Source organism: Nonomuraea sp. B12E4 (assembly GCF_039871825.1).
GTDB lineage: Bacteria > Actinomycetota > Actinomycetes > Streptosporangiales > Streptosporangiaceae > Nonomuraea.
Genome location: NZ_JBDPME010000024.1, coordinates 23058 through 40336, shown reverse-complemented (window position 1 = coordinate 40336; position 17279 = coordinate 23058). Strand labels below are relative to the sequence as shown.

General features: G+C 70.4%; 17 protein-coding genes. 9 read left to right on the top strand and 8 right to left on the bottom strand.

Annotation, left to right across the window (positions count from 1 at the left end):
* Nucleotides 1-31 precede the first annotated feature (31 nt).
* The gene (locus tag ABGB18_RS37305) at nucleotides 32-1324 is read left to right on the top strand and encodes a hypothetical protein (protein WP_347700380.1); all 1293 of its coding nucleotides are present in this window, start codon (nucleotides 32-34) and stop codon (nucleotides 1322-1324) included.
* 306 nt (nucleotides 1325-1630) lie between these two features.
* On the opposite strand, the gene ABGB18_RS37300 is transcribed toward ABGB18_RS37305, so the two are convergent.
* Nucleotides 1631-2611 carry an aldo/keto reductase gene (locus ABGB18_RS37300; RefSeq protein WP_347700379.1) on the bottom strand — a complete coding sequence of 327 codons (981 nt, stop codon included), beginning with the start codon at nucleotides 2609-2611 and terminating at the stop codon, nucleotides 1631-1633.
* Nucleotides 2612-2672: 61 nt separating this feature from the next.
* On the opposite strand from ABGB18_RS37300, the gene ABGB18_RS37295 reads away from it, so the two are divergent.
* From ABGB18_RS37295 to ABGB18_RS37275, 5 genes are all read left to right on the top strand, one after another.
* Complete coding sequence (locus ABGB18_RS37295; protein ID WP_347700378.1) at nucleotides 2673-3542, top strand: LysR family transcriptional regulator; 870 nt, start codon at nucleotides 2673-2675, stop codon at nucleotides 3540-3542.
* Between the two features lie 133 nt (nucleotides 3543-3675).
* On the top strand, nucleotides 3676-3876 hold the full coding sequence (locus ABGB18_RS37290; RefSeq protein ID WP_347700377.1) for an EF-hand domain-containing protein: 201 nt from the start codon (nucleotides 3676-3678) through the stop codon (nucleotides 3874-3876).
* Nucleotides 3877-3939: 63 nt separating this feature from the next.
* Nucleotides 3940-5121, top strand: coding sequence for a helix-turn-helix domain-containing protein (locus ABGB18_RS37285; protein ID WP_347700376.1), 1182 nt, complete (start codon nucleotides 3940-3942; stop codon nucleotides 5119-5121).
* 244 nt (nucleotides 5122-5365) lie between these two features.
* A complete protein-coding gene (locus ABGB18_RS37280; protein WP_347700375.1) occupies nucleotides 5366-7117 on the top strand; it encodes a 5'-nucleotidase C-terminal domain-containing protein in 1752 nt (583 codons plus the stop codon).
* A 59-nt stretch (nucleotides 7118-7176) separates the two neighbouring features.
* Nucleotides 7177-7392 carry a hypothetical protein gene (locus tag ABGB18_RS37275; protein ID WP_347700374.1) on the top strand — a complete coding sequence of 72 codons (216 nt, stop codon included), beginning with the start codon at nucleotides 7177-7179 and terminating at the stop codon, nucleotides 7390-7392.
* A 7-nt stretch (nucleotides 7393-7399) separates the two neighbouring features.
* Here the strand turns inward: ABGB18_RS37275 and ABGB18_RS37270 are convergent, their stop codons facing one another.
* Nucleotides 7400-8335 (bottom strand): acyl-CoA desaturase, encoded by a 936-nt coding sequence (locus tag ABGB18_RS37270; RefSeq protein WP_347700466.1) that lies wholly within the window; start codon nucleotides 8333-8335, stop codon nucleotides 7400-7402.
* Nucleotides 8336-8793: 458 nt separating this feature from the next.
* Between ABGB18_RS37270 and ABGB18_RS37265 the strand changes: the two genes are divergently transcribed.
* Both ABGB18_RS37265 and ABGB18_RS37260 read left to right on the top strand, forming a co-directional pair.
* Nucleotides 8794-9759, top strand: coding sequence for an NAD-dependent epimerase/dehydratase family protein (locus tag ABGB18_RS37265; RefSeq protein WP_347700373.1), 966 nt, complete (start codon nucleotides 8794-8796; stop codon nucleotides 9757-9759).
* Between the two features lie 188 nt (nucleotides 9760-9947).
* Nucleotides 9948-10652, top strand: coding sequence for a glycosyltransferase family 2 protein (locus tag ABGB18_RS37260; RefSeq protein WP_347700372.1), 705 nt, complete (start codon nucleotides 9948-9950; stop codon nucleotides 10650-10652).
* Here ABGB18_RS37260 and ABGB18_RS37255 read toward each other — a convergent pair.
* Nucleotides 10622-11560, bottom strand: a complete 939-nt coding sequence (locus ABGB18_RS37255; protein ID WP_347700371.1) for a beta-ketoacyl-ACP synthase III — start codon at nucleotides 11558-11560, stop codon at nucleotides 10622-10624. The two genes, ABGB18_RS37260 and ABGB18_RS37255, sit on opposite strands and share 31 nt — an antisense overlap.
* 204 nt (nucleotides 11561-11764) lie before the next feature.
* On the opposite strand from ABGB18_RS37255, the gene ABGB18_RS37250 reads away from it, so the two are divergent.
* Nucleotides 11765-12385, top strand: coding sequence for a TetR/AcrR family transcriptional regulator (locus ABGB18_RS37250; RefSeq protein ID WP_347700370.1), 621 nt, complete (start codon nucleotides 11765-11767; stop codon nucleotides 12383-12385).
* Between the two features lie 72 nt (nucleotides 12386-12457).
* Here the strand turns inward: ABGB18_RS37250 and ABGB18_RS37245 are convergent, their stop codons facing one another.
* From ABGB18_RS37245 to ABGB18_RS37225, 5 genes are all read right to left on the bottom strand, one after another.
* The gene (locus ABGB18_RS37245) at nucleotides 12458-13492 is read right to left on the bottom strand and encodes a hypothetical protein (RefSeq protein ID WP_347700369.1); all 1035 of its coding nucleotides are present in this window, start codon (nucleotides 13490-13492) and stop codon (nucleotides 12458-12460) included.
* 923 nt (nucleotides 13493-14415) lie between these two features.
* Entirely contained in the window at nucleotides 14416-14628 is a 213-nt protein-coding gene (locus ABGB18_RS37240) for a hypothetical protein (RefSeq protein ID WP_347700368.1), read from the bottom strand.
* Nucleotides 14629-14665: 37 nt separating this feature from the next.
* Nucleotides 14666-15016, bottom strand: a complete 351-nt coding sequence (locus ABGB18_RS37235; protein WP_347700367.1) for a nuclear transport factor 2 family protein — start codon at nucleotides 15014-15016, stop codon at nucleotides 14666-14668.
* Between the two features lie 2 nt (nucleotides 15017-15018).
* Nucleotides 15019-15693 (bottom strand): DUF3140 domain-containing protein, encoded by a 675-nt coding sequence (locus ABGB18_RS37230; protein ID WP_347700366.1) that lies wholly within the window; start codon nucleotides 15691-15693, stop codon nucleotides 15019-15021.
* A gap of 495 nt (nucleotides 15694-16188) precedes the next feature.
* Nucleotides 16189-17205 (bottom strand): LacI family DNA-binding transcriptional regulator, encoded by a 1017-nt coding sequence (locus tag ABGB18_RS37225; RefSeq protein WP_347700365.1) that lies wholly within the window; start codon nucleotides 17203-17205, stop codon nucleotides 16189-16191.
* Nucleotides 17206-17279: the final 74 nt, after the last annotated feature.

Here is a 17279-nt window from a genome sequence, read left to right as displayed (position 1 = left end):
ATGCCCACGATCACCCCCGGGAAGTAGGCCCATGCGAAAGCGACTGCGGCAGATCTTCGTCATCGGACTCGCCCTCTCACTCCTGGGCATAGGCGTTCCAGCGTGGTCGGAGGACGACCCCCGCAGCTGCAACGACCAATTGCCGGCCGGCACCCCGTCGTACGTGGTCTGCCGGTGGATGGCCACCCCCGAGGAGGCCCTGGAGATCGCGGCCTTCTGGCTCAACGACGACGGTCAGAACATGATCGACTCCGGCCCGCCGGACCGCCTCGAGTTCACCTGTGACCAGCCCGGTGACCAGTGCCCCACCGACTCCGAGGGCGACGGCGAGATTCATGACGTCGGCGCGCCGGACGTGCCGGGTGCCGAGGACGGCGGCACGCCCGAGTGCCAGAACGGCGAGCAGTGCTACGTGGACGGCCACGGCATCAGCGCCGCCGACCGGGCCGCCGCCGAGAAGACCCCGGCCGGCCAGGCCACCCAGGCCGGCGCCCAGACCGGCATGCGCGTCTGGATCGAGACCGAGCTCGCCGACGACTACAAGGCGGGCACCCTGCAGGAGGCCGCCAAGAAGGTCGCCGCGCTGGCCGCCACCCAGCCCGGGGTCGTCGGGATCAGGTTCTCCTCGCAGCTCGGGTACAACCAGACGTTCACCACGGCCGACGAGATCGACAAGTTCGTCACCGAGGCCACGACCGCGCTGCACACCCTCGTGCCGGGCAAGAAGCTGGCCGTGCACACGGTGGTCCCGGCGCTCGGCTGCGGCGGCAACGACGCCTGCAAGACCGAGATGACCAAGAAGTATCCGCTGCTCGACCCCGAGCGCGTCGGCGCCTGGCTGACCAGCGGCCTCATCGACCAGCTCTCGCTGGACAGCGGCCGCCTGGCCACCGAGTACGCCACCTGGCAGATCGACGCCGCCGAGGCCCAGCGCAACCAGTCGATCGAGGTCCGCGCCCGCGCCTGGGACGCCTACGGCCAGATCGCGTACGAGGACGCCTCCTTCGCCACCGCCGGGACCGCCCAGCTCACCGAGGAGCAGGCCACCAAGGCCATCAGCGACCGCATCGCGATGCCGCTCCAGGAGGACGCCGCCGAGACCGTCACCCTGTGGTCCCGCTGGCAGAACGACCAGGGCCAGGTCAGCCGCGTGTACGGCGAGAAGTGGGCCGCCAGCACCACCTGGGACCAGCTCAAGAAGCTCGGCACGATCCGTCCCCGCCTGGCCACCATCTACGACCCGGCCAACCCCGAGGTGGACGTGGCCACCGACCTGAAGAATCTGTCCGAGGTCTTCGGCCAGGTGTACCTCCACGCCGCCTGATCCGCCGGATCACGCCGTCTGACCGGCTCAGGTGCACGTCAGACGTCGCAGCCGTACCGAAAGGGCCTCCGCGCAGCCAAGCGCGGGGGCCCTTTCGGTTTTCGTGGGACCTCGGGCGGGGCCGGGTCACCTCGTCGTCAGGGTCCTGTGGCGGCGCTGCCCGGCCGTTGCCCCGGTGCCCGGTGCGTGAGACTTTCGAAGCCTCGGGGTGGGGTCTTCAAGCAGAAGCGCACAGGCCGGGAGCGCGTTCCGGCCGGCGCGAGCGGGCCGCCCCGTGCCACCACCGGGCCGGGGCGGCCCTGCCTTTCAGAGCAGAGTCCCGCCCGTCACTTCGATGCCGGAGAGGGCCTCGTCGACCCTGGCCAGCGTGTCGGGGTGCAGGGTGAGGTCGGCGGCGTCCAGGTTCTCCGTGATGTGGGCCGGGGTGCGGCTGCCCGGGATGGTCGCCACGTGCTCGTCCTGGTGCAGCAGCCAGGCCAGCGCGAGCTGGGCCGGCGAGATGCCCAGGGTGGCGGCCAGGGTCCTGATCGGGGCATAGCGGTCGTTGTTGGCCGACAGGTTCTCCGCGGAGAAGCGCGGGGCGTTGTGCCGGAAGTCGCCCTCGCCCAGCGACTGTACGGTGCCCGTCAGGAAACCGTTGCCCAGCGGGCTCCAGGCCACGATCCCCACGCCCAGCTCCCGGGCGGTGGCCAGCAGGTCGGGGTCCAGCGGGCGCCACATCGACCACTCGTTCTGCACGGCCGAGACGGGATGCGCGGCGTGTGCCGCCCTGAGCTGGGCCGCCGTCACGTTGGACAGGCCCACGTGCCTGATCAGGCCGTCCCGCACCAGCTCGGCCATGGCCCCGACGGTGTCCTCGATCGGCACTCCCGGGTCCGGATAGTGGGCGTAGTAGAGGTCGATCACGTCGGTGTCCAGGTTGCGCAGGCTGCGCTCCGCGTAGCCGCGGATCAGGCGGGGTTCCGCGTTCACCCGCAGCTCGTTGAAGGCGTAGCCCACCGGGTGGGCCCGGCTCGGCTCGCCCTCCGGGATGGCCAGGCCGAACTTCGTGGCGAGCACCACCTCGTCCCTGCGGCCCTTGATGGCGCGGCCGACCAGGCGCTCGTTGTGACCGTTCGCTCCGTAGGCGTCGCTGGTGTCCACATGGGTGCCGCCCGCGTCCAGCGCCGCCTTGAGCGCGGCTTCCGCTCGGGTGTCGTCGATATCGCCGTACACGCCGGGCGAGAGCACCATGGCGCCGAAACCGATGGCGGGGACCCGCAGGCTGCCAAGTTCGCGTGTCTTCATGGGTGGGAGCTTGCCGCCCCATCCGTGCGGAGTCCAAGACCTCTTGCTATAACCGATGGCTATGGACGTGCATCTGCGTGATTTGCGGTATTTCGTCGCCGTGGCCGAGGAGCTCAACGTGACGCGGGCCGCCGAGCGCCTGTTCGTGTCGCAGCCGGCGCTGTCCAAGCAACTCCGGGCGCTGGAACGGCAGCTCGGCTTCGGGCTGTTCGAGCGGGTGCCCAGCGGGGTGACGCTCACCCAGCAGGGCGAGGCGCTGCTGCCGGTCGCCCGCGACCTGCTCGAACGCTGGACCGGCGGACTGGAGTCGGCGCGGGCGGCGGCGCCCTCCGGGACGCTGGTGATCGGGATGCAGACGGCCGTGGGCCGGGGGTTGCAGCATGAGGCCCTGCGGCGCTTCCGGGAGTCGATGCCCGGGTGGGAGGTGTCGTTGCGGCTGGTCGGGTGGGACGACCCCAGCGGCGGGCTGGCCGACGGGTCGTCCGACGTGGCGTTCATCTGGTTGCCGGTGCCGCCGGGGCTGAGCACTCACGTGCTGGTTCGAGAGCGCCGGGGGGTGGCCATGCCGGACGGCCATCGGCTGGCGGAGCTGGCGGAGGTGCCGTTCGCGGAGCTGCGGGATGAGCCGTTCATCGCGTTGCCCGCCGCCGCGGGGCCGCTGCGGGACTACTGGCTCGGACTCGACGCTCGCGACGACGAGCCGGTCATCGGAAGCGTCGCCAACACGCCCGACGTGGTGTTCGAGGCCCTGACGGGCGGGCTCGGCGTGGTGCTGGTGACCGAGGGGAACGCCGCGCTCTACGGCCGCCCGGGAATGACCTACCGGCCGGTGACCGGGCTGCCGCCCGGGGAGCTGGCCATCGCCTGGCGGGAGGGAGACACCAGGCCGCAGGTGAGCGCGTTCGTCACGGCGCTGCGCCAGGCCGCGTGAATGACATCCCGGCCACCGATTCTTCTCGGGCACAATCAAGGTGCGCCGGGGCGCGAGCCGATAGTCTTCGCGCGAAATATGCCTTCTGGCCTGTCTCGTACAGGTCCTGAACGGATTCGCGGAAGGGCGACTCATGAGCGAATACGCGACCACCTTCGACCTGATCGACGCCGACAAGGACGGCCGCATCTCCGCCGTCGAGCTGGTACGGCTGATGGAGGTGCTCGGCCAGCCGGTGACTCTCGAAGCCGCGCAGGAAGGCGTGCGCAAGCTCGACCGGGACGGTGACGGCTTGATCGACAAGGAGGAGTTCGGCGTCTTCCTCCAGAAGTGACAAAAACCAAGCCCTTGCTCCGTATCCTCTTGTCGCCGGGTCACAACGGCGGCAGGAGGGACGATGGCCATCGAGAGTGACAGCAGCGAGAGCCGTGCCCCCGCGGACATCGTACGGACGCTCAGGTCAGGCGTCGGCCAGGTCACCGACGAGGTGGTCAAGGAGATCCAGACCCGGATCCCCGAATACGCCCGGCCGTCGGACGGGCTCTACCTCAAGGCCGTCACGAGGGCGGTGGAGCAGGCCGTCACGGGTTTCGTCGACCGCGTCGAGCACCCGGACACCCCCTGGAACCCCGAGCCGTTCCGCTTGATCGGCAAGGGGGAGGCGGCCGAGGGCCGCGACCTGGAGCCGCTGCAGGCCGCGATGCGGCTCGGCGCCCGAGTGGGCTGGCGGCGGCTCACCGAGCTCGCGGGCCCGCTCGGGCTGTCCCCGCAGTCCCTGTACGACCTGGGCGAGGCCATCTTCGTCCACCTCGACCAGCTCGCCGACGCGGCGGCCGAGGGCTACCAGCAGGCCAGGGCGCATGCCGCCGGCGAGATCGGCCGCCGCCGCGACCGCCTGCTCGACCTGATCCTGACCCACCCGCCCGCCGCCCCGGCGGCCGTCGCCGACCTGGCCAGGGCCGCCGGGTGGCGGTTGCCGCGGACGGTGGCGTGCGTGGCGCTGGACGACCCGAACGGCGCCCGCCGCGCTCCGGCGCTGCCGCCCGACGTGCTCGCCGGCCTGGCGCGGCCGGTGCCGTGCCTGCTGGTGCCCGACCCCGCCGGGCCCGGCCGGTCCCAGTCGCTGGAGTACTCGCTGCGTGGGCGGCGGGCCGCGATCGGGCCCGCCGTGGCGCTGGCCGCGGCGGCGACCTCCCTGCGGTGGGCATGGGAGGCGCTGGAGCTGTCCCGGCGGGGGGTCCTGCCCGGCGGGCTGCTGCGGTGCGAGGAGCACCTGGCCACGCTGGTGGTCTTCAAGGACGAGGAGCTGGTCAGCGCGCTGGCGGAGGTGCGGCTGGCGCCCCTGGCCCACCTGCGCCCGGCGCAGCAGGACCGGCTGGCGGAGACGCTGCTGGCCTGGCTGCGGCACGGCCGGGGCGCGGGCGAGGTGGCGGCCAGGCTGCACGTGCATCCGCAGACCGTGCGTTACCGGCTGCGGCAGCTCGAAGAGCTGTACGGTGACCAGCTCACCGATCCGGACATCCGGTTCGAGCTGGAGATCGCGCTGAGGGCCCGGCAGGCGGTGCTTTCTGACCGCTGAGCCGGATGCGACGGGTGGTTGGCCGTGTACGGCGTGTCTCGGACTCGTACCATACGAAAGGCGGCCCGTCAGGCCCTCGCCACGCCGCGAGTGCCGCTGGGCCCGCACGACTGCCGCTGGCTGCGCGCCGCGCCCCCGGAGATGCCTCCGGAGGACGCCTCGATCAAGGCCCAGTGACCGGACAAGCCCATCGGCCGCTGAGAAGTAACCAACGATTAATTTGTCCGGGTTACTCTGCAGTTTCATGCAACCCAAGAAACTCGGCCTCACCGGGGCCACCGCCTTGTGCGTGCTGGCCCTGGTGTCACCCCCGGCTCAGGCCGCGAAGTCCAAGACCGTCACCATCACCGTGATGGGCTCCTCGGACCTCCACAGCAACGCCCTCAACTGGGACTACTACAAGGACGCCGCCTACACCGACGGCGCCGGCAACAGCATCGGCCTGGCCAAGGTCTCGTCGCTGGTCAACAAGATCAGGGCGGAGCGCGGGGCGGACCACACGCTGCTGTTCGACTCGGGGGACACCATCCAGGGCACTCCGCTGGCGTACTACTACGCCAAGGTGGAGCCGATCACCGAGACCGGCCAGATCCACCCGATGGCCAGGGCCATGAACGCCATCGGGTACGACGCCGTGACCCTGGGCAACCACGAGTTCAACTACGGCCTGCCGCTGCTGGCCACCTGGATCAAGCAGATGAAGGCCCCGGTGCTGGGCGCGAACGCGGTCTATGAGCAGTCCGGGCGGCCGGCGTACCAGCCGTACGTGATCAAATCCATGAAGGTCAAGGGCGAGAAGCCGATCAGGGTGGGCGTGCTGGGCCTGACCAACCCCGGCGTGGCCATCTGGGACAAGGCGAACGTCGAGGGCCGGCTGCGCTTCACCGATCTGGTGGAGTCGGCGAGGAAGTGGGTGCCGGTCATCCGCGCACAGGGCGTGGACGTGGTCGTGGTGACCGCGCACGCGGGCGACGACGGCATGTCCTCCTACGGCAGCGAGCTGCCGGTCGAGAACGCCTCGGCGATGGTGGCCGAGCAGGTGCCGGGCATCGACGCGGTGCTGTTCGGGCACGCGCACAACGACGTGCCGCAGCGGTTCGTCACCAACAAGGTCACCGGGAAGCAGGTGCTGCTCACCGAGCCCGGCCGGTGGGGCAACCGCCTGTCGCGGCTGGACTTCCAGCTCACCAAGCAGCGCGGCGAGTGGGTCGTGACGGGCAGGTCCGCCACCACGCTCAACACGAACACGGTCCAGGAGGATCCGAAGATCGTCCGGCTGCTCAAGCCGCAGCACGACACCACCGTGGGCTACGTCAACAAGGTCGTGGCCAAGTCGGCGCAGGATCTGCGGGCGGCCGAGTCGCCGTACAAGGACACGCCCATCCTGGACTACATCCAGCGTGTCCAGGTGGACACGGTCAAGCAGGCCCTGCCGGACAACACACTGCCGGTGCTGTCGATCGCCGCGCCGTTCAGCCGCTCCGCCGTCTTCCCCGCCGGCGACATCCGGGTGCGGGACGTGGCCGGGCTCTACGTGTACGACAACACGCTCCTGGCGGTCAAGCTGACCGGCGCTCAGATCAAGGACTACCTGGAATACTCCGCCAGGTACTTCAACCAGCTCAACCCGGGCGACCCGGTGGACGTCTCCAAGCTGACCAACGCCGGCAACACCCCCGACTACAACTACGACCAGCTCTCCGGCGTCTCCTACGACGTGGACGTGGCCAAGCCGGCCGGCCAGCGGATCGCTAACCTGACCTACGAGGGCGCGCCGGTCCCGGCGGACAAGCAGTTCGTGGTCGCGATCAACAACTACCGCCAGTCGGGCGGCGGCGGATTCCCGCACGTCACCGGGGCCGAGGTGGTCTACAACGCGCAGGTGGAGATCCGCCAGGCACTGATCGAGTACGCCACCGCCAAGGGCACCATCGACCCCGCGGACTTCGCCGAGTCCAACTGGAAGCTGACCCGCGACGGCGTACCCCTCTTCTGACCGGGCACGCCCCCCGGCCCCCGCGATAGCCCACCGGCGGTGCTGGGTAGAGCCGGTGAATGAGCACAAAGGATGAGCTCCGGCAGGTCGAAGAGGACCTAGACCGGTTGCGGCGGGAAAACCGGGAAATGCGCGACCAGATGCGCGACATGGGCGTGACCGACCAGGTGGAGATCTCGGCCATGATCAGCCAGGCCGACGAACAGGAGGAACTGATCGCCGAGCTCGAGCGCCGCCGCGACCGGCTGCGGCGGCGACTCGAGGAAGAGGGGTGAGAGCCTCTCAGCGCAGGCCGGCGCCGACCTCGTGCAGGTGGCGCAGGGCCTGCCCGTACGACTCGACGAGCCCCGTCTGCAGGTAGCTGACGCCGATCTCGGCGCAATACCGCTCGACGATCGGCTGCGCCCTGCGCAGGTTGGGGGCCGGCATGTTGGGGAACAGGTGGTGCTCGATCTGGTAGTTGAGCTGGCCGAGCGCCACGTCGGTGAACCAGCCGCCCCGCACGTTGCGCGAGGTCAGCACCTGCTTGCGCAGGAAGTCCAGCTTGTCGTCCTTGGTGAGGATGGGCATGCCCTTGTGGTTGGGCGCGAACGTGCACCCGAGATACACCCCGAACAGCCCCTGGTGCACGACCAGGAACAGCAGCGCCTTGCCGAGCGGCAGCACGGCGAGGATGAGGCCGAAGTAGAGCACGAAGTGCGTCGCCAGCAGCGCCAGCTCCAGGCCGGGGCGCTTGGCCGACGGCTGGAGCAGCGCCTTGACGCTGGCGATGTGCAGGTGCCACGCCTCCAGGGTGAGTAGGGGGAAGAACCAGAAGGCCTGATATTTTGCGATAAATCGCGGCAATCCCTGGCTTTTGCTGGCCTGATCCGTGGACCAGACGATCACGGCCGGTGAGACGTCGGGGTCGTGGTCCTCGTGGTTCGGGTTGGCGTGGTGCCGGTTGTGCTTGGTCGTCCACCAACCCCAGCCGAGACCGATGCCGAGGTTGCCGATGAGCAGGCCCGCCACGTCGCTCGGCCGGCGGGTCCTGAAGACCTGCCGGTGGCCGAGGTCGTGGGCGAAAAAGCCGAACTGCGCGAAGAGGACGGCCATCCCGGCCGCGACGAGCAGTTGCAGCCACGAGTCACCCAGCCAGACGAACAGCGTCCAGCCGCCGAGGTAGACGGCGGTGAGGATGCTGAGCCGCACCGCATAATACAAGGGACGCCGGTCCAGAAGGCCGGCGTCCGTGATTGTGCGGGACAGTCGTGCGAAATCGCTACCCTGAGTGTCTAGGGTGCCAGGGTTGGCCACAGGTCTCCTCACTTAGCGATAAAGGTTGCCCTTACCTTGGCGCATCGGCGGCCAAACCGGAAGTTCGGCCTTGGAAGCGGCTGACAGCGATCTGGCAGTGGTCCCGGGCATCGTCGTCCTCATGACACACGTGCTTGTCGTCGGCTCGGGGCCGACAGGATTAACGTTGGCCATCGAACTGGCCTGCGGGGCGTCGGCTTCCGCGTCGTGGAGCCCGTCGGCAGGAGCGACGGCCCGCGGCGGCCCGTCCAAGGTGTCCGCGCCTGGCAAGCCTGCAGATTCTTGGCCCGGCTCCCGCGCGCAACATCTCCCGAACCGACGGGGAGCGGCGTTCCCGCTTCGTAAGATCCGTAGAGGGCGGGCCGGTGTTGGATCGGGGCATGCGCGTGTTCCTCACCGGCTCGGCGGGCTTCATCGGCAGCCACATAGCGGAGGCGCTCGACCACGAGATGGTCACCGCCGACCTCCGCACGGGCGTGGACGTCCGCGATCCCGAGGCCCTCGACCGTCTCCTGCCGGGCGTCGACGCCGTCGTGCACCAGGCCGCCAAGGTCGGCCTCGGCGTGAACGTGGCCGACCTGCCCGACTACGCCTCGGTCAACGCCTACGGCACCGCGACCCTGCTGGCCGCCATGGCCAGGCACGGAGTGGGCCGGCTGGTGCTGGCCTCCTCCATGGTCGTCTACGGCGAGGGCGCCTACGACTGCCCGCGTCACGACCGCGTACGCCCGGGCCTGAGGCGGACCGACGACCTGGAGCGGGGCCTGTTCGACCCGAGATGCCCGCACTGTGACAGCGTCCTGTCCCCCTCGGTCATAGACGAGGACGCCCCACTCGACCCCCGCAACGCGTATGCCACCACCAAGCTTACCCAGGAACACCTGGCGGCGAACTGGGCCAGGGAAACCGGCGGCACCGCCGTGGCCCTGCGCTACCACAACGTCTACGGCCCCGGCATGCCACGGGACACCCCCTACGCCGGGGTGGCCTCCATCTTCCTGTCCTCGCTGCTGGCGGGCCGGGCGCCCCGGGTCTTCGAGGACGGCGCCCAGCAACGGGACTTCATCCACGTACGGGACGTGGCCAGGGCCAACGCCCTCGCTCTCGGGGCGGGAACGCCGGGGGCGCTGGTGGCGTACAACATCGCCAGCGGCACCCCGCACACGGTGGGAGACCTGGCAGCGGCCCTGGCGACGCAGACCGGAGGACCGCGTCCGGTGACGACGGGCGACTACCGGCTCGGAGACGTCCGCCACATCGTCGCCTCCCCGGCCCGAGCGGCCACGGAGCTGGGCTTCACCGCGGAGATCCGCTTCGAGGACGGCATCAAGGAGTTCGCCTCCTAGAGCCGATCGGGCAGCCTGGGGACCCCAGGTCGAAGTCCATCTGACACCGCGCGCGCCCGCCGCGCGAGCCGCCGGCAGGAACGGGCGGCGGGAGGCGGCCTGTGGGCGGCCGGGTATCGGGGCGATCCACGGGCATGGTCACGGGTTCGTAAGGGTTGAGCGGGGCTGCGGGCTCTAGCGTCTGATGGGTGATCGATGTCGTGTTGCCCTGCCTGAACGAGGCCGAGGCGCTGCCCTGGGTGCTGGAGCGGATGCCGGACGGTTACCGCCCCATCGTGGTCGACAACGGCTCCACCGACGGCTCCGATCGGGTGGCCGCCGCCCATGGGGCGCTCGTCGTGCGCGAGCCCCGGCGCGGGTTCGGGGCCGCCTGCCATGCCGGGCTGCTCGCCGCCGATGCTCGCTGGGCCGCCGATGGCGCCGCGGAGGTCATCTGCTTCATGGACGCCGACGCCTCCCTTGATCCGCGTCAGCTCCCGCTCGTCGCCGACCCCGTGGTCGCGGGGGAGTCGGAGCTGGTGCTGGGGCGTCGGGTGCCCGCGGAGCGCGGGGCCTGGCCGCTGCACGCGCGGCTGGGGAACGCCGTGCTGGCCCGGCGGCTGCGGCGCGGCGCCGGGGTGGCGGTGCGGGATCTGGGGCCGATGCGGGCGTGCCGCCGCACCGCGCTGGTCGGCCTGGGGCTGACCGACCGGCGGTTCGGTTATCCGCTGGAGATGGTGCTGCGGGCCGCCGCCGCGGGATGGCGCGTCGCCGAAGTCGACGTCAGCTATCTCCCGCGGGCCGGGCGTTCCAAGGTCACGGGCACGGTACGCGGCACGCTGCGGGCCGTCGCCGACATGCGGGCCGTGCTGGCCGAGCACGGTCAGGGGCAGCGTACGACCATCCCGGCGTAGGACAGGTTGCCGCCGAAGGCGAAGAGCAGCATCGGCGCCCCGGCCGGTATCCTGCCCTGCTCCAGCAGCTTCGACAGGGCCAGCGGCACGCTGGCGGCCGAGGTGTTCCCCGACACCTCCACGTCACGTGCGATGATCGCGTTGACCGCGCCCAGCTTGTCGGCGATGGGCTCGATGATGCGCAGGTTCGCCTGGTGCAGCACCACCGCGGCCAGTTCCCCGGGGGTGACGCCGCCGCGCTCGCACGCCTGGCGGGCGAGCGCCGGGATCTGGGTGGTGGCCCAGCGGTAGACGCTCTGCCCGTCCTGGGAGAAGCGGGTCGGGGTGCCCTCGATCCGTACGGCCGAGCCCAGCTCCGGCGCCGAACCCCACACGACGGGACCGATCGCCGCCTCGGGCGCCGCACTCACCACGGCCGCCCCGGCGCCGTCGCCGGTGAGCACGCACGTGGTCCGGTCGGTCCAGTCGGTGACCGCCGTCATCTTCTCCGCGCCCACGACCAGGGCGTTCGTGGCCGCTCCTGCCCGGATCGCGTGGTCGGCCATGGCCAGGGCGTGGGTGAACCCGGAGCACGACACGCCGACGTCCGTCACGGCGGCGCGCGGCACGCCCAGCCTGGCCGCGACGCGGGAGGCGACGTTGGGGGCGCGCTCGGTCTGCGTGCAGGTGGCGATCAGCACGAGGTCGATGTCGGTCGGGTCCAGGTCGCTGTTGGCCAGCGCCTTGGCGGCCGCGTGCCCGGCCAGGTCGGCCACGCTCTCGTCGGCCTCGGCCACATGCCTGGTACGGATGCCGACCCGCCTGGTGATCCACTCGTCGCTGGTGTCCACCATCACCGCCAGATCATCGTTGGTCAGGACCTTGGCGGGTTGGTAGTGACCCATGGCGACAAGTCGTGATCCATTCATGGCGTCGCACTATAGCAACCGAACGTTCGGACGCTAAACTGGCCTCATGCCTGTCCCCAACGCCACGTCATCACACCGCCTCAGCCGCCACGGCCGCTGCCATGCTCGTGGGGTGATCGGACGGTGTGGCACCACTCGGGTGGCGGGAGGGCGTCCCTCGATTCGGGCGGCCGGAGGGTGCCGGGCGGCCGGCGGAGTGATCCGGTGAGCCCGCGTCGATCTGTCGCCGAGGCGCGCGGCACCCGTTCGGCCATCCTCGACCGCTCGGTCGCCATCGCCTCCGCCGAGGGCCTCGAAGGGCTGACCATCGGCCGGCTGGCCACCGAGCTGGGCATGAGCAAGGCAGGCGTAATCGGCCACTTCGGCTCGAAGGAGGCCCTGCAACTGGCCGCACTCGACCGCGCGGGCGAGATCTTCCGTACCGAGGTCTGGGTGCCCGTCGTGACCATCACGCCCGGCCTGACCAGGCTGCGGGCGTTGTGCGAGACGTGGATCTCCTACCTCGAACGCGCGGTCTTTCCCGGTGGGTGCTTCTTCGTGGCCGCGGCGCACGAGTTCGACGGCAGGCCGGGGCCGGTGCGGGACGCGGTCGAGAGCCGGTTCGACGCCTGGCTCGGGCGGTTGCGCAAGGAGGCGGGGCGGGCCGTGGAGGCCGGTGACCTGCCGGCGGGTACGGATCCCGGCCAGCTCGTGTTCGAACTCATGGGGCTGCTCATGGCGCTGAACCACACCCTCCAACTCCACCACGACCCGCGTGCGGCCGACCACGCCCGCCACGGCGTCCAGACCCGGCTCGGCGGCCATCCACCGGTCACCCCGCGTTGACGCGGGGACAGGACAGCCGGGCCACGTCAGCCAGGGGTGAGGACGAGCGAACCCGCGCCGGCCGAGGTCGCCTCAGCCGGCCACGAAATAGAAGCCGGCCAGCACCACGTATCCCACCAGCAGGATGCCGCCCCGTACCCGGCTCGACAACCCGCGCCCCAGGACCAGCGCCGGAAGCGCCACCGCGATCGCCAGGCTGATGATCTCGACCGGCTCGAACGCCATCGGCAACGGATCAAAAGTCGCCGACAGCAACGCCACCACCGGGAGCACGAAGACCGCCACCTGCGCCGACGAGCTGAGCGAGATCTCCAACGCCAGATCCCGGTTCCCGCGCGCCGCGACCACCACCGCGCCGCCGTGCTCGGCCGCGTTCCCCACCAGCGCCACGACCACCGCCGAGGTGAAGAACAACCCCAGCCCGCTCGACTTGGCGAACGCCTCGATCGTGTCGGTCACCACATGCGTGACCACGACCGTCGCGGCCGTCGCCAGCACCAGATACAACAGTCCCTTGCGCACCGACCACGACGGCTCCTCGGCGTCGGCGGCCTCACGGTTCTTCCGTTGCTCCAGGACGGCCGCGCGCACCGACCGGGCCGTCACCACGACGTACAGCACCAGCAGGATCGCGCACAACGGCAGGTCGAACCCCGATGCCTGCTGTCCGCTTTGCCGCCACCCGTAGTGAACGGCCATCCCGGCGAACAGCACCACCGCGAAGGCCACCTGCCCCAGCGCCCCCACCACCGAGGACCGCGTCACCCGCCCCCTCGGAGCGAACACCATCGAGGTGCCCAGCACCAGCAGCAGGTTGCTCACCACAGATCCCACCAAGGACGCCCGCACGACCGTGAACAATCCACCCGCCACCGCGAACAACGACACCATCAATTCCGGCGCGTTCCCCATGGTCGCATTGAGCAGGCCACCGACCACCGGGCCGGTATGTTCCGCCAGCCGCTCCGTGGCCTCCCCGATGACGAAGGCCAAAGGGATCAACGCCACTGCCCCCACCACGAACTGCGCACTGGCCCAACCACCCGCCTCCGCGGTCACGATGTCCACCAGCATCAGCAGAAGAGCCAGGCCAAGCAGGATGTTCACCGTCCGGCTCCGAGTCGCGGCCACCGCAATCGAGGAAGCATCGTTCGACATCGAGATCCTTTCGAAGGAGGGGACAAGGGCCGGCACGGCCGACCATGGGTTCATCAAGGGTCTCAAGAGCCTTTTGGTGCACTGACACCGGGTTTACTAACCAAAGTCCGCAACCACCCCAAGGGACCCTCTTTTACACCCCAAGACCCCGTCCGCCGGACCCAGCCCGCGACCCCTCCAACCCGACATGGACTCCAGCCCACGACGAGCGGCGGTTGCTGATCGTTGCGATGGTCGGCTGGCCGGATGGGGTCGGCCGTGGGAGGCGGGGTCGTTGGCGAGTTGCGGCTCGCACGCTCACTGAGCTGCACGTCGTTCAGGCTGGGCCTTGGACTTCACCGCCGGGCTGCCGACAGCCCTGATCAGGGGAGCGCCTAACTCTCGCTCGGACGCGGCCATCACCACCGGCACCGCTGCGGCGGTCGCCGAGGTGGTCGGCGGGGGGCGATCCCGGCCGCCCGGATGGCGATCCCGGACGCTGTCGGTGCGGCGCTCAGGTAGCGGAGAGGCGGCTCAGGTATGAGCGGGAAACGCACCGCGCGGTGAACGCGGGCTTTGCCACGTTACGCGGGCAATCCGAGCCGCAGAGAACACGTCCGTGCGGTGCGGGCCCGTCCGCGCCACGCAGGGCCCGCCGACACCACGCAGGTCCGGGCCGACACCACGCTGTGGCCTGGTAGTAGGCGATGTGCCGCTTGATCGTTGATCCACCGCTCGGCGGGGCGCCGCCCGCCAACGCAGTTTCGCTAACGCCGTCCCATTCGCGCCGAGGCTACCGGGGGCGCCACGGGGGTCCCGGTCACGCGGCCCTGTCGTGGCGGCGCTCGGGGCGCATGGTCATGCCCGGCCGGAGATGGCCGTCGGTTGGGGGGTCAGCCCGCGGAGAGCCGGTCGAACAGCGCTACCGCGGCTTCGCGTACCTCTTGTGGCGTGACTCCGTCGAGCGTCTTCCTGGCGGCGCTGATGTCACGGGTCGTAGCAAGCGTGATGGCCACTGAGGAGGCGGCGGCACGGTCGATCGATCCCGTAGGTGCGGCGTCGGCCAGCTCCTGGGCACTGGCAGCGAGGTCGAGATTGTCTCTCAATGGATCTCCTCGGGTGAAGACGGCTCGGCCCATTGCATCACTTTGCGTCGTGTCGCATCCACCATTCGGTGAATTCCCGGCATCGCCCGTCGGATACGAACCGGATAACCCACAGGTTACTGTACGTTTTGTCCGGATATGTCGTGACCCCCTGGATAACGCTCACGTCGTCCGCCACGCTCACCGGATGCCACTCGAACGTGGCCTCGCCAGGCTTGTCCTTCCGTTCCAGCCACCTGGCGACGATATCGTCCCGTCCCTGCCAGGGCGAGCTGTACGGCTCGGTGTAGTAGACGGCCCCCTCGGTGAACAGGGCGGCGATCTCGTCGGGATCGTTGGAGTTCCACGCTCGTACGTAACCGTCGATCCATGGGCCCGGCTCCACCATGACTATCCTCTCAGCGGGTCGTGGCCCACGATCATGAGCTCGCGCCGCGAGTCGTCGTCGGTCATGTCGCCCATCGTCTTCACGAGCTCCACGACCTGGCGCATCACCGCGAGATCGCCCGTGGTGAGGTCGCCCTTCCGCTTGCTCAGGACGTGCAGCACCCCACGGCCCAGCTCGTCGATGCCCAGGTCCGGGTCCGGCGGGAACCCCTCCTCGGCGGAGGCGTCGGTCAGCAGGAAGGACCGCAGCTCGTCGGAGCTCATGTTGACCGTCCGGTGAAACTCGTCCCACAGCATGTCGGTTTCGAAGCCCTCAGCCATATCGCCCGTGTACCCGTCATGTCCACCGTTACGCACCGCGAGTACTCGCCCCGGGCGGGTGGCCTGGGCTTCTGTTCCGGCCGTGGTGCCAGGCCGCGCAGAGGGTGTCGGCTCAGGGTACGGCGTCAGGCTGTCCCGTCGGCGAGTTTGGCGATCGTGTCGACGATGCGGCGCTGCCGGGTCCGCGGGGACGGCGACCTCCCGGGGGGCGGTGTCGAGCTCGACGGACACCTCCACCTCGTCCCCGGCCGCGACCTCGGCCCCCCGGCGGTTCTCCGCGCTCAGGGGCAGCATGAAGTGACCGCCCATGACCGCCACCGTGCTGCGGTAGGTGAAGGAGTTGATCGTGACCGTCACGGCGGGCCGCTTGCCGGTCCCAGGTCCGTGACGACCTCGGCCGGGACCTCGAAGCCCGTGGCCGTCTTGCCGCCGAGCTCGATCGTGGTGCGAAACCTCATCAGAAGAACCCCTCCAGGACCGGCGCCGGCGCGGCCGGCTTGACGATGCGGGTCTGGCCGTCACCCGTTGGCCGGGGCAACCGGGCGCCCGGGCCATGAATCCGGCAGATTTCTCAATTTCTTTCGGTATCGAGGTACTCGGGGCGCCCCCTTCGCACTCAGTCACGGTAGGAGCCGCCTCTGCGTGGGGGACGCGAGCGGCTCCTGGAACGTGCCGCGGAGGAGGGGACGGCACGTGCCGTGGGTCGGGACGGGCGGTCTGCCAGCCGCGCGGACCCCGCCCCGCGGCACGTGCCGGTGGCACGAGGGTCCCGGCCAGGGTCATTCCGCAGGCGCGGGCATACGTTCGCGGCGTGTCCGAAGACTCGCTCCCCGGGTGAGAGCTCGCCGGGGGCTACGTGTGGGAACGAGCCGGTCCCGTGCTGCCGCGCGGGGTCAGCGAGGCCGCCCGGTCCTCGAAGGGGGGCACGCTCTCGCCGGAGATCAAGGCGAGCAGGCGCTGCGCGGCGTGCGCCCCGTAGGCGGGGATGTCGCGGGTGAGCGCCGTGAGCGGCGGCCGGACGACCTGGGCCAGCGGGGAATCGTCCCAGGCCACGATGGACAGGTCGGCCGGCACCTCGACCCGCATCTCCTGGGCCACCGACAGGCCCGCCACGGCCATGATGTCGTTGTCGTAGACGATGGCCGTGGGCCGGTCGGGCGAGCTGAGCAGCCGCCGGGTGGCCCGGGCACCCTCCTCGCCGGTGTAGTCGGTGTGCACGGTGACGTGCTCGGCCAGGCCCTCGCACGCCTGGGCGAACGCCTGGTCGCGTACGGCCGTGTGGACCAGCCCGGGCAGGCCGGCCACCCGGGCGATGCGGTGGTGGCCGAGCGCCACCAGGTAGCTCACGGTCTCGCGGACGGCCTGGCCGTCGTCGGACCAGACGGCCGACAGCGTGCCCGACTCCGAGGGATGGCCGATGACCACGACCGGCATGCCGAGCCGCTCCAGCTCGGTCACCCGGGTGTCGGAGTAGTGCAGGTCCACCAGGAACACCCCGTCGATGCGGCTCTCGCCCCACCAGCGCCGGTAGACCTCGCTCTCCTGCTGGTGGCTGGTGACGACCTGGAGCAGCAGCGCGTATGAGCGGTCGGCGAGCACGCCCTCGATGCCGCTGATCAGCTCCATGAAGAACGGCTCGACGCCCAGGATGCGGGCGGGCCGGCAGAGGGCGAGCCCGACGCAGTTGGCCCTGGCGCCGTTGAGCGCCCGCGCCGCGCTGTTGGGCCGCCAGCCGATCTCGTCGGCGATGGCGACGATCCTGGCCCGCGTCGCCTCCGACACCCCCGGTTGCCCGTTGAGCGCGTAGGAGACCGCCACCTTGGAAACTCCCGCCCGGGTGGCGATGTCGGCGATCGTCGGTCGCTTCACGGACTCCCTCTCCTGAACCGGATAACTCCCCTACTGTAGGCCACTTTCACTGGGCCGGAGCGTTGCCATCCAGT